Origin of the sequence: Streptomyces sp. G45 (assembly GCF_049542095.1) — a bacterium.
Lineage (GTDB): Bacteria > Actinomycetota > Actinomycetes > Streptomycetales > Streptomycetaceae > Streptomyces.
This window is the reverse complement of the sequence record NZ_JBMUZU010000001.1, coordinates 2,053,047-2,064,949: the sequence shown is the minus strand read 5'-3', so window position 1 is coordinate 2,064,949 and position 11,903 is coordinate 2,053,047. Positions and strand designations below refer to the sequence as shown.

Sequence of the window (11,903 nt, the reverse complement as noted above, 5' to 3'; positions counted from 1 at the left end):
ACTCGCATGACAGCCCTTCCGCGACGGGAAGCGGCTCGCCTGCCTGGCTCCAGCGTTACCAGAGGTGTCGAGAGGTGCGTTAGGGGCGTTCGTTTCCGGGGCGGGGTGCCGCTCGGCCCGTGCACACCGCCTTCCCATAGGCCCCGTACGCCGTAGCCCGCTGTTGATGGTGGCCTTGGATCGCCAGCGTGCAGTGGGCCTCGCCGCCCTTGGCGGGGAGTTGGATGCGGAGGATGGGTTGTTCGTCGCGGGGGAGTGGGACGGTCTTCTTCCAGGGGAGGGGGACGGCGGTTCTGGTGGCGGTGGTGGTGCGGGTGAGGTAGGTGATGTCGGCCGTGCCCCTGCCGGTCACCTCGTAGGTGACGGGGGTGGTGGGGCGGGGGCTGGCCTCGGGGGAGGGGGTGTTCGTGGTGTGAGTGGAGATCAGTAAGGCCGCGCCCGCCGCTAAGGGGAGGGCCGTCACGGTCGTGATCAAGAGCTTCCGGGGCGTCATGGGTTCAGGCTCCCTGTAGGGGACTCGTGCGTGTCGTGGCGTGGGCCGTCGTCGCGACGCGTGGTTCTACTACGCCCAGCCCCGCGCGGGCCAGCCCCGGCGCGAATGGGGTGATACCGGGCGGGGTGGCGGAGCGCGTCCGTGGGGCTTTCGTGGGGGCCGGGGGGTTGCCAGCATGAGGGCATGGATCAGGGCATGGATCGCCAACTGCACGCGCGGCTCGACGAGTTGATGCGGGATCCGTATCCGCTGTACGAGAGGGCCCGGCGCGCCGCGGGGCTGACGTACGTGCCGGAGCTGCGGGCCTGGCTCGTGGCGCGGGACGCCGACGTGCGGGCGGTGCTGCGGCGGCCCGACGTGTACTCGTCGGCGAACGCCGTCCGCGGGGACACCGTCCCCTGCCAGGCCGCCCTCGCCGTACTCGCCGACAACGGCAGCGGCACCGGCGGCCGCACCCGCGTCGTCGTCACCGCCGACGGCCCCGCCCACCGGCGGCTGCGCGCCCCCATCACGCGCGGCCTGGGCCCGGCCCGGGTCGCCGCCCTGGCCCCGTACGCCGCCGAGCGGGCCGCGGCGCTCGTGGACGCCTTCGCGGGCGACGGCCGCGCGGAACTGATGGCCGCGTACGCCACGCGGCTGCCCGGCGAGGTCATCGGGCGGCTGCTCGGCTTCGACCCGGCGGACGTACCCACGGTCGTCCGCGGCGTGCACAGCACCGAGCGGCTGCTGTTCCGGCCGCTCCCCGAGGGCGAGCAGGTGGCGGCCGCGCACGACATCGTCGCCCTGCGCCGCCTCCTCGACGGCTATGTACGCGACCGGTACGCCGCGCCCCGCGACGACCTCTGCGGCGAGTTCGTCACGTCACTCGGACGGGATGAAGGGGAGGACGGCGACATGGGCGCCCTCACGGACGCCCGGCGCGCCGAACTGGTCGCGCACCTCAACAACTTCCTGATCGCCGGGCACCTCACCACCACCGCGCTCATCGGCACGGCCCTCCTGCACCTGCTGCGCCACCGCGACCAGTGGCGCCTGCTGTGCGCCGAGCCCGAGCGGATCCCGGCCGCCGTCGAGGAGGCGGCCCGGTACGACACCGCACTCCAGGGCTTCCGCCGGATCACCACACGGGCCGTGACGCTCGCCGGGACCGAACTGCCCGCGGGCGCCGAGCTGTTGGTGGCCTTCGGCGCGGCGGGCCGGGACGGCGCCCGGCACCCGCGCCCCGACGCCTTCGACATCACGCGCCCCGCCACCGCCCGGCACCTCGCGTTCGGGCTCGGCGCCCACGCCTGCCCCGGCGCCCAACTCGCCCGCGAACAGGTCCGGTTGACCCTGGCGCTGTTCGCCCGCCGCTTCCCGGGCCTGCGGCTCGACGACGACCGGCCTCCGGTCACGATGCGGCCCACCCTCATCCACCGTGCCCCGGAGGCCCTCCACGTGACGTGGGTCCGGCCCTGACCGCCGAGCGGCGGTGGCGGCCTAGCGGTAGACCTTCCCCGGCTCCGCCTTGCCCGGCGCGAGCAGCTGCGGCACGGTCACGAAGACATAGCCGCGCTTCTTCAGCTCGCTGATGATGCCCGGCACCGCGGGCACCGTGCCCTTGTAGATGTCGTGCAGCAGGATGATGCCGTCGCGGCTGGACTGTTCGAGGACCCGCTTCTGGATCAGGGCGGAGTCGTTCGTCGTGTAGTCCTTCGCGGTCACCGTCCACAGGATCTCCGCGAGGCCCAGGTCGCGGGAGATCTTGTTGATGGTGTCGTTGGTGCGGCCCTGCGGCGGGCGCATCAGCGTCGGCTTCTTGCCGATGAGCTTCTCGATCGCCTTGTTCGGGCGCTCCAGCTCCTCCCGGGCCTCCGCGGGCTTGATCTTCGTGAGGATCTTGTGCGACCAGGTGTGGCTCGCCACCTCATGGCCCTCGCGGTCCATCTGCTTGACCAGCTCGGGGTACTTCACGATGTGGTTCTTGCCGAGCGTGAAGAAGGTCGCGGGCACCTTCTCCTTCTTGAGGATCTTCAGCAGCCGGGGGGTGTTCTCGCTGGGGCCCGCGTCGAAGGTCAGCGCGATGCACTTGGCCTTGCGGCAGTCGACCGTCCCGAACGCGCCCTGGTCCTTCGCCTTCGCGTCGGCGGCGTCCTTGCGCACGGTGCTGGGCGAGACCGTGTCGAGCTTGGTGCAGCCGGACAGGGCCACGGTGGCGGCCAGCGCCGCGGCGCCGAGGAACCACTTCCCCGGATTGTTCATCTTGCGTATGGCAGGCATGCGGGAACTATACACTCCGTGTATATCGAGGCTTTGCGACAGCCAAGCGCGACACCTGCCCGGAATGGCGGCCTCCGTTCGATCGTCCCACAGGGTGCGGAGCCGGGGCGGACCCCGGGTCGGCTCCTGGGTCGGACACCGGGTCGGGCGCCGGGTCGGGCGCCGGATCGCGGTGCCGGTCCAGTGGTACGAGGAGAGGCTCCCGGGGCGGAAGACACGGCCGGGGCCGAAGGGGAACGCCCGGCCCCCGCGGCGTGAGTCGGCGCAAACTCGTCTGGCGGGATGCCTGATTCCTCCCGCACCATGTGCAGTTGCCCGCGGTCCCGCCAGGGGGCGGCGGGCGTGCGAAACGGGGAAACACCATGCCAGGCAGAGCACTGTCCTCAGCCATGCCCGCGAACGCCGCTTCCGCGAACGCCGCCTCCGCGGGTGCCGTCTCCGCGCGGGCCGCCTCGGCGAACGCCGGGCCCACGAACGAGCGGGACACCTCCAGGACGCGGGACGCCGCCGCCAGGACACCACGCCAGGGCCGCGGCCAGGGCGGCTGCCCCGGCAACCACGACACGGGACCCGGCGGCGGCCGAGCACAACCCCAGGGCGAAGGCGAGGTGGTCCCCCCGAAAGCCCGACGGGCACCCCTCCAGCAGGGCAGGGGGGTGCTCGACGGAGCGTTCGCCCTGCTGGAGGCGCTGCGGCTGCGCGGCGGCGAAGCCGGACTCACCGAACTGGCACTGGCCTGCCAGGTGCCCAAGGGCAGCGCCCACCGCCTCCTGGAGCAGCTGGGCCTCGTCGGCGCCGTCGAGCGCCGGGGCAACCGCTACCTCGTCGGACCGCAGCTCTTCCGGCTCGGCCAGGCCTGGCAGCCCTACCCGGGGCTGCGCACCGCCTCCCGGATCCCGCTGCACCGGCTGCGCGCCTCGACGGGCGCCAGCGTCGTGCTCACCGTGCTGCGCGACGAGCTGGCCCTGACCGTGGCGTCGGTGCCCGGCCGCGTGGAAGCGCTGGTTCCGGTGCGCACCGGACTGAGCTTCCCGCTGGACACCGCCGCCGGGCGGGTCTTCACCGGCAGGCCCCACGGCCCCGTACTCGACCGGGAGCAGGTGCAGGAAGGGGTGTCCTGCGTCGCCGTGCCGGTACGGGCGCCGGACGGGCGGACCGTCGCCGCGCTGGCCGCGGTGGTGCCCGCCGACCAGGGGCTCGCGGCCGTCGCCGCCGCGACCGCCGCCGCGTCGGTGGCCATCGAGACCCGGCTGGCCCGCACGCCGCCCCAGGAGCAGGGCTGGCCACCGCACCTGCTCCGCTACTGACCCTGCCGGGACCCGCCGCGCCACCGCGCCTCCCGGGCCGCCCGCGCACTCCCGTGACCCCTGTGTTCCGCTGAGCGGAACACGCGTGGCGCGGGCCGCGCGCCTGGGCCATCGTGGCACCACCCGAGGCGGGGGGAGACCCGGCCGGATTCGGGGCGGGTCTCTGGGGAGGGGCCCGCCGCGGTGCGCGCACCGCCCCGCCGGATCCGGCCCGGCCCGGCCCTCTCGACGACCGGCCGCGTGACGCCTCGTACGCGGCCGGAGCGCCACGCGCCGCGTACGCGGTCGGGGCGCGGCACGGCGTACGCGCTTCAGGTGCGGGTGTACGCGCCCCGGGCGCGACCTGCGTCGTCCGCGCTCCGGGCGTCGAGTGAGGGGAACGGGGCCGAGCGGCCACGGCACCTGCCCCGGCCGTGGCCGCCCGGCGCCCTTCCGGATGACCGCGTACGGCCGTCGGGCGCCGCCGGGCGCGGGCCGGGCACCCCGGTGTCACTCCACCCGCGACTCCCCGCTCTCCGTGTCGTCGTCCGGCAGCCGCACGTCGTTCACGGCGACGTTGACCTCGACCACTTCGAGGCCGGTGATGCGCTCCACGGCGGCGATCACGTTCTCGCGGACGTCGTGGGCGACGTCCGTGATGGGCACGCCGTACTCGACGACGATGTCCAGGTCGATCGCGGTCTGCCGCTCGCCGACCTCCACCTTCACGCCCCGGCCCACGTTCGAGCGCCCGCCGGGGACGCGGTCGCGCACCGCCCCGAGCGCGCGCGAGAGGCCGCCGCCCATGTCGTACACGCCGGGGATCTCCCGCGCGGCCATGCCCGCGATCTTCACCACGACGACATCGGCGATGGACGTCCTGCCGCGCGTCGCCGGGGGTTCACCCGCGCCGGTGCTGCCGCCGCTGAGGGTGGTGGCGCCCGGGGGGCGCTGCGCCACGCCCGCCGTGGTCCGCTCCGTGCCGGGGGAGACGTTCGCCTTGGAATCCAGGTCCTGCGCCATGGTCGCTTCTCCTCGCTCTCGCTCTCGTCCTTCTTGCTCGCTTGCTCGCTTGCTCGCTTGCTCGCTTGCCCTCTTGCTCTCGGGCTCTCTCTTGCTCTCGGGCGTTTCCGCGCGGGCGCGCGCGTTGCTTCGGGCCGTACGGCTGTGACCTCCGGGGCGGTACGGGAGCGGCCTGCGGCCCCCTGACCGCCGTACCCCAGAGTTCTACCGGGCCCGTATCCCGCTGTCTTCCACGTCTGCCACGGTTCAGCGGGATCAGGCCTCTTCGGTCAGGCGGCCCTCCAGGGCGAGGGTGAGGACCGTGCCGGGCTCCGCCCCGGCGCCCCGCCGGAACGCCCGCTCGAACGCCTCGCGGCCGACGGCCGTGAGCGCCAGGTGGCGGCAGTGCTCGCGGACCTCCCGCAGTTCGGGCATGCCCCGCTGGGTGTGGCCGACCGCCTGCCACAGCGTCTCGCTGGTCCCGCACACCAGCGCCGCGACCTCGGCGCGCCCCTGGGCGGCGGCCGCCGCGGCCAGCAGGTCCATGCCGAGGGCGATGCCGAAGCTGTCGCCGATGAGCCGCTTGCCCGCGAGCATCGCGCGGGCGTGCTCGGCGGCCCGGTCCGGCCGGTTCTGGCCGAGGGCGATCAGGGACAGGATGTAGTCGCAGTACGCCCGGGTCCAGCACTCGCCGTGCGCGATGCAGCCCTCGCGCAGCGCGCTGGTGCGGCGCCGGGCCTCGTCGAGGCGGCCGAGGGAGGTCAGCGCGAACGCCTTCACCAGGTGGCAGCGCAGCCGCGAGGGCGAGCGGAACGGCGGCCCCGGGGAGCGGGCCAGGGTCCGCTCGGCGGTGTCCAGGGCCTCGGCGGGCCTGCCCTCCAGCAGGTAGGTGATGCCCAGGAGATAGGCCACGGCGAGCTGCTGCTCGACGTCGTCGGTGAGTTCGGCGCCGCGGGCGCACCGCAGGCCGAGCTGTTCGGCCCGGTCGTGCTCGCCCTGGAGGAGCGCCACCACGCCGAGGGCCCACAGCGCCCGGTCCCGCGCGGGGGTCGCCCGCTCGCTCAGCGCGAGCACCTGCTCCAAGTACGTACGGGCCTCGTGCAGATGGCCGCAGCAGCTCCAGAAGAACGCCACCAGACCGGCCAGTTCGAGGGCGCGCTCGGGGGCGGTCAGGGACAGGTGGTCGAGCGCGGCGCACAGGTCGGTGTGCGCGGCGGCGACGCGCCCGTACCAGGTGACCTGCTCGGGGCCGAGCCAGGCGGCCTCGGCGGCGCGGGCCAGGTCGAGGAAGTACGCGGCGTGCCGGTCGGCGGCGGCGCCGTGCTCGCCCAGCTCCCCGAGCCACAGCAGTCCGTACTCGCGGACGGTGTTCGGCAGCCGGTAGCGGCCCTGTCCGTCCAGGCTGACCACGGACTTGGCGACGAGCGAGAACAGCGCGGTGGTGACGGCGTCGTCGTCGAGCGGGCCGCCGCCGCACACGCCCCGCGCGGTGTCCTCGTCGAAGGGGCCGCGCAACACCGAGAGGCGCGCCCACAGCAGCCGCTCCAGCGGCTCGCACAGCTCGTGGCTCCAGCCGATGGTCGTCCGCAGCGTGCGGTGCCGGGCGGGACGCAGCGGGGCGGCGGCGACCAGGCCCTCGTGGTGGGCGCGGAGGCGGGCGGCCAGCTCGTCGAGCGGGGTGTGCCGCAGCCGGGCGGCGGCCAGCTCCAGGGCGAGCGGGATCCCGTCGAGGCGCTCGCAGATCTCGGTGGCGGCGGCCCTGCGGCGCGCACCGGTGAGCGGGATGCCGGGTACGACGGTCCGGGCGCGGTCGGTGAACAGAGTGAGCGCGTCGCCGTCCGGCGCCAGCGGGCGGACCTCGATGCGGGCCTCGCCCCACAGGCCGAGGGGCTGGCGGCTGGTGGTGAGGACGGTGAGCCCGGGACAGCCCGCGAGCAGGGCGGCCACCAGGTCGCGGCAGGCGTCCACCAGGTGCTCGCAGGAGTCCAGGACGAGCAGGACGCGGCGCGGCGCGAGCCAGGCGCGCAGCGCGTCGAGCGGCATGCGCGGGGTGTGGTCGGCGAGGCCCACGGCGTCGGCCACGGCGCTGATCAGCAGCGCGCCGTCCGGCAGCGCGCTCAGGTCCGCCCAGCGGACCTCGCCGAGCGCCGCCCGCCGCTCGTCGGGAAGACGCCGCAGGGTGTGCGCGGCGAGCCTGCTCTTGCCGACGCCGCCGGTCCCGGTCAGCGTCGTCAGGGTGCGCGGGGCGAGGGCCCGCACAAGTCTGGCCCGCTCGGCCCGACGCCCGATGAAACTGTCTCGTTCTTCCGGCGGATTGCCCAACATCCGGCAATGATCCCCCAGTTGGCCCGTGTGCCACCGCGATGTCGCCGTCACGGGTGACACCCGGCCGTTGCTTGCCACTCGGGGCATTGGGCGCGTCGCGTGCGGGCGTGTCGGTCGGGGGTGGTCGGGGGTGGTCGGGGTGCGGGGTGAACGGGGGAGGGGTGTGGCGCGCACGGGGGAGGGGTGTGGCGCGCGCCGGGGAGGGGTGCGCGCGCTTCGGGGAAAGTGGCTGGTGCTCGGGCTCGGGCACCGTGCTGTGGGTGCCCGGGGTGTTCCGGCCGTCGGGCCCTGGGTGTCCGGGCGTCGAGTCTGGCTCGTCGTGGAACGGGCCTCCGGGGGCGGGGACTTGGTCGTACGGGCCTGAGCGGGCGGTGGCCTGAGCAGGGTGCTGGGCGGCGCGCGAGCGGGTGGGTGCGCCCCTGTCGCGCTCCACGCGCGGGAGCCTCACCGCGCGGAACCGGCCGCCCCGGTGCTCCCGCCCCCCTCTGATCCAACACTTGCGCCAGGTGCCCCCTGGGGGTATACATGTCTCCGTCGATCACATACCCCCCTGGGGTATAAATCCACTGGAGGAACCCATGTCGAACTGCTGCACCCCGAACGGCAGCTGCCACACCCCCGCCACCACCGACACCGGCACCACCCCGGCCACCGCCACCGTCACCAAGGCCGTCTACCGGGCCAACGGCATCGGCAGCGCGCACTGCCAGGGCGTCGTCACCGACGCCGTGCGGGCGCTGGACGGCGTCACCGCCGTCGCCGTCGAGATCGGGACCGGACTGATCACCGTGACCACCGGCGTCGAGGCCGACGAGGCGTTCGACGCGCGGATCGGCGAGGCCGTCGGCGCCGCGGGCTACGACTTCGCGGGCCGCGTGCCCGCCTGACCCGCCCAGCCGGGGCGGCGGTGCCCGCCCGCCCCGTCCGGCCAGGGTCGTACGGCCTGCCTGCTCGCCTGCCTGACCCGCCCGGCCGGGGCCGGGTCCCCCAACCGTCCGTTCCTCAAGAGAGGCCAGCCATGTCAACCGTCAATCCACGCCGCTGGTGGGCCCTGTGGGTGCTCGCCACGGCCCAGTTCATGGTCATCATGGACACCTCGATCATCGGGGTGGCCCTGCCCGAGATGCAGCGGGACCTCGGCTTCTCGCCGGGCGACCTGCAATGGGTGTTCAACGCGTACGTGATCACCTTCGGCGGGCTGCTGCTGCTCGGCGGACGCCTGTCCGACCTGCTGGGCGCCCGGCGGGTGTTCACGGCCGGGTGGGTCGTCCTCATCGCCGGATCGGTTGTCGCGGCCGCCGCCCAGACCGCCTGGGTGGAGGTGCTCGGCCGGGCCGTCCAGGGCGTCGGCGGTGCCCTCATCGCGCCCGCCGCCATGACCCTGCTGATGATCCTCTTCGCCCACGACCCCAGGGAACTCGGCAAGGCCATGGCCCTGTACGGCGCGGCGGCGCCCGCGGGCGGCACGGCCGGGGTCTTCCTCGGCGGCGTCTTCACCGAGTGGCTGAGCTGGCCCTGGGTGTTCATCATCTACGTCCCGATCGGCATCGCCACCCTCGCCGCCACCGGCCTGCTCCCGGCCGTGGCACCCCGCCGCGGCGCCGTCGACGTGCTCGGTGCCGTCACCGTCACCGCGGGTCTCGCGCTGGCCGTCTTCGCCGTCGTACGAGCGCCGGAGGCTGGTTGGGCGGCCACGGAGACCCTGCTCGAACTCGCCGGGGCCGTGGCCCTGTTGGCGCTGTTCTTCGTGATCCAGAAGACCGTGCGCGAGCCGCTGATGCCGCTCGGCATCTGGCGGGTCCCGCGCCTGGGCTCGGCCAACCTGGCGATGACGCTGCTCGGCGCCGCGTGGATCCCCATGTGGTACTTCCTCAACCTCTACCTCCAGCAGGTCCTCGGCTACGGGGCGTTCGCCTCCGGCGCCGCGCTGCTGCCGATGACCGGGCTGCTGATGGTCTTCATGACGACGATCACCGCGCGCCTCCTCGGCCGCTTCGGTGCCAAGCCGCTGATCGGTGGCGGGCTCCTCGTCCTCGCGGCGGGGCTGCTGTGGCTGTCGGCGGTGGAGCCGACCGGGACCTTCGTGGTCGACGTCCTGCCCGCCTCGCTGGTCGCCGCGCTCGGCATGTCGCTGGCGTACATCCCCGCGATGATGGCCGCCCTGTCCGGCGCCCCGCAGGAGCAGGCCGGGCTCGCCTCCGGCATCGTCAACACCACCTACCAGGTGGGGTCGGCCCTGGGCCTGGCCGCGCTCACCGCCCTGGCCACCACTCAGGGCGGCGACCAGCTGGGCGACCTGGCCGCGCTCACGGACGGCTTCAGCGCCGCGTTCCTCGGCGCCGCGATCGTCGCGGCGGCCGCCGGGATCGTCACCCTCCTCGTCATGCGCGCGGACAGCGCCGCCGGGGCCGGGCAGCCGCCGAAGGAGGCGGGCGACCGGGTGGGTGTCTGAGTACGGAAACACCCCAGGCGTCCGCCGTCCCCACCGGGGCGGCGGACGCGGTCGGCTGACCACCTCGCCAAGGACGGAACCCATGACCACCACGCCCCGCCCCACCCCGGCCGGACGCGCCACCACCACCTGGACCCTGCTCCGCAAGGGCGCCACCCACCCCCTGACCCGCCTGGCCACCGCGGCCCTCCTCCAGGCCCTGGCCACCCACCTGAGCCGCACCACCACCCCCGGACCCCACCCCCCCGGACGACCGACCGCCTACCACCAGTCCCGCCGCTTGAAGACGAAGTACAGGCTCACGCACACCACCCCCATCAGCCCGATAGTGCACGGGGCCCCGAACGCCCAGCTCGGCTCTGGCATCCAACCGATGCTCATGTGGTAGATCGGGCTGAGAGGAAGCCACAGATCCGCTGGCACATGCTGAGGTGGAATTCGTAGGTGCCCAAGTCGGGCAGCCGGACGAAGAGGACGTCGTCGGCTTCGTCGTTGACAGCTGGTTCACCGCCGACGGGGCGGCTGAAGTACACGGTCTCGTCGACCCGATACTCCCGCCGCAGGCTCGATCACGGCTCGTGATGCCTAGTTGCCACCATGGTGGTCCCTTCGAGTGCCGTTCCCACCGGTGTCTTGGCCCACTGAGCAAGCAGCAGCGGGTTCTCATCCACGGATTTCAGCAGGCGTGTGATGTCGTCGGCGTCCGGTGCGGAGGGCAGAGCACAAGTGAGGATGGTGCTGCCGGTCGCACTGGAGTGTTCTCCGTATTCTTCGTGGGGATCGTCAGGTTCCCAACGTCCAATCTCGATCTCCCACGAGCTGTCGTCGTCAGACGGATCCGGCGTTTGGACAGTCAAGTAGAAACCGTCAGAGTCGTAGGGCTCCGCAAACAGCTCGCTGCTGGGATCATCCAGGGAAGCCCACCTGCCGCCGCTCCTGGAGTGGGCAGTGACCAGCACTCGGAGGTCGGCGACGGCCTTCTCGCGATCCTCCGGGGAGTATCCGTCCTCACGGCTGTCGAGTTGGGCGCGCGTCCGATCGCTCAGTGTGTCCATTCCATCGTCGAACTTCACGAATGGATGGCCGAAGTCCCAGTGGCGCTCGGGCTCTGGCTCGTCTCCCAGGGAAGTTCCCGAGAAGTCATCGAGTGCTGCCCGCAAATCGCGCTCTTCTAGCTCCAGTTCGGAACGGATCGCCCTGCTGACCGTATCGGGTACCGCCAGCAAGGCGCTGTCCAAGTCGGCCAGCGCCTGGTGGAGTCGCAGGCAGACGTACTCGTACCACAGGCTGTGTGCGCCCTTGAGGAGTTCGCCTCGGGCGGCAGTGTCAGTCAGCGCGGCAAGGTGCTTGCGTGGGTAGTAGCCCACGCGCCGCCCTCGGCGGTCGTGAATGCTGACAGGGACGGTGATGAAGGCGGAGATCCGGTTGAGGGCGTCGACGATGGGAGTCGAGAGGCGTGAGTCGCCGAGGCTCGTCACGGTCTTGGACGCGACGCCGTCCGGCCCCTGGTAGGTCGCAAGGATCTGATTCTTCCCGCGGTTGGCGTGCTGGGAATAGATGGTCAAGGGAACGCCTTTCGCCTGTCCGGCAGACGAGAGCCGAGAACAGATTCGGTGCGTGGGGTGTGAAGTGGAAAGAGGTGGTGGCGAGGGTGCTTTCCGACGCTCCGTACCTAAGACGACCGGGGGTGGCCCAGGTGCTTTCCCGGGCTCCTTCCCGCGTGCAGGCTAGACAGGTGCTCGAGCGCATCGCAAGCGGATTCCCGTCAATCTTTCCTAGCCGTTCTCCCACGGGGCTGCGTCCACCATGGATCTCGGACGGCCACGCCTGCACGTGGTGCACGTGCCAACGGAAGCGGCGTGCGGGAGGACGCCAGTACTCGGAACGCCGGGGGCACGGCTCGCGATGGGGGCATAGGTTCTAGCCGCCTCATACGAGACGGCGGTCAGCTGAGGTCGAGGTGTGCGGTCGGTCGGCCGTCACGGGAAGTCGGCCTGAACGTCCGCGACAACACCTGTTCCTGTCTCGTCGACAGCCCTGGAAAGCGGCCGATGGCGAGATCTCGCGCAGTGACATGTTCCCTGTC

10 protein-coding genes are annotated in these 11,903 nt (G+C 72.9%); 5 read left to right on the top strand and 5 right to left on the bottom strand.

What is annotated here, in order from left to right; translation table 11 throughout:
* Nucleotides 1-79: 79 nt before the first annotated feature.
* On the bottom strand, nucleotides 80-493 hold the full coding sequence (locus ACOBQU_RS08315) for a hypothetical protein (RefSeq protein ID WP_423625390.1): 414 nt from the start codon (nucleotides 491-493) through the stop codon (nucleotides 80-82).
* 195 nt (nucleotides 494-688) lie between these two features.
* On the opposite strand from ACOBQU_RS08315, the gene ACOBQU_RS08310 reads away from it, so the two are divergent.
* A complete protein-coding gene (locus ACOBQU_RS08310) occupies nucleotides 689-1,951 on the top strand; it encodes a cytochrome P450 (RefSeq protein ID WP_423634341.1) in 1,263 nt (420 codons plus the stop codon).
* A 21-nt stretch (nucleotides 1,952-1,972) separates the two neighbouring features.
* Here ACOBQU_RS08310 and ACOBQU_RS08305 read toward each other — a convergent pair whose 3' ends face one another.
* Nucleotides 1,973-2,752 carry a polysaccharide deacetylase family protein gene (locus tag ACOBQU_RS08305; protein ID WP_423625388.1) on the bottom strand — a complete coding sequence of 260 codons (780 nt, stop codon included), beginning with the start codon at nucleotides 2,750-2,752 and terminating at the stop codon, nucleotides 1,973-1,975.
* A 362-nt stretch (nucleotides 2,753-3,114) separates the two neighbouring features.
* Here ACOBQU_RS08305 and ACOBQU_RS08300 point away from each other — a divergent pair, with 362 nt between their 5' ends.
* Complete coding sequence (locus ACOBQU_RS08300) at nucleotides 3,115-4,059, top strand: helix-turn-helix domain-containing protein (RefSeq protein ID WP_423625386.1); 945 nt, start codon at nucleotides 3,115-3,117, stop codon at nucleotides 4,057-4,059.
* A gap of 489 nt (nucleotides 4,060-4,548) precedes the next feature.
* Here the strand turns inward: ACOBQU_RS08300 and ACOBQU_RS08295 are convergent, their stop codons facing one another.
* Together ACOBQU_RS08295 and ACOBQU_RS08290 are read right to left on the bottom strand one after the other, a co-directional pair.
* Complete coding sequence (locus ACOBQU_RS08295; RefSeq protein ID WP_423625384.1) at nucleotides 4,549-5,061, bottom strand: Asp23/Gls24 family envelope stress response protein; 513 nt, start codon at nucleotides 5,059-5,061, stop codon at nucleotides 4,549-4,551.
* A gap of 255 nt (nucleotides 5,062-5,316) precedes the next feature.
* The gene (locus ACOBQU_RS08290) at nucleotides 5,317-7,365 is read right to left on the bottom strand and encodes an ATP-binding protein (protein WP_423625382.1); all 2,049 of its coding nucleotides are present in this window, start codon (nucleotides 7,363-7,365) and stop codon (nucleotides 5,317-5,319) included.
* 578 nt (nucleotides 7,366-7,943) lie between these two features.
* Here ACOBQU_RS08290 and ACOBQU_RS08285 point away from each other — a divergent pair.
* The 3 genes from ACOBQU_RS08285 (at nucleotide 7,944) to ACOBQU_RS08275 (ending at nucleotide 10,205) form a co-directional block, all read left to right on the top strand.
* Nucleotides 7,944-8,252, top strand: coding sequence for a heavy-metal-associated domain-containing protein (locus tag ACOBQU_RS08285; RefSeq protein WP_423625380.1), 309 nt, complete (start codon nucleotides 7,944-7,946; stop codon nucleotides 8,250-8,252).
* Between the two features lie 131 nt (nucleotides 8,253-8,383).
* Nucleotides 8,384-9,817, top strand: a complete 1,434-nt coding sequence (locus tag ACOBQU_RS08280) for an MFS transporter (RefSeq protein ID WP_423625378.1) — start codon at nucleotides 8,384-8,386, stop codon at nucleotides 9,815-9,817.
* An 82-nt stretch (nucleotides 9,818-9,899) separates the two neighbouring features.
* Nucleotides 9,900-10,205, top strand: a complete 306-nt coding sequence (locus ACOBQU_RS08275) for a hypothetical protein (protein ID WP_423625376.1) — start codon at nucleotides 9,900-9,902, stop codon at nucleotides 10,203-10,205.
* Between the two features lie 181 nt (nucleotides 10,206-10,386).
* Here the strand turns inward: ACOBQU_RS08275 and ACOBQU_RS08270 are convergent, their stop codons facing one another.
* Nucleotides 10,387-11,382, bottom strand: a complete 996-nt coding sequence (locus tag ACOBQU_RS08270) for a hypothetical protein (RefSeq protein ID WP_423625374.1) — start codon at nucleotides 11,380-11,382, stop codon at nucleotides 10,387-10,389.
* Between the last annotated feature and the right edge of the window lie 521 nt (nucleotides 11,383-11,903).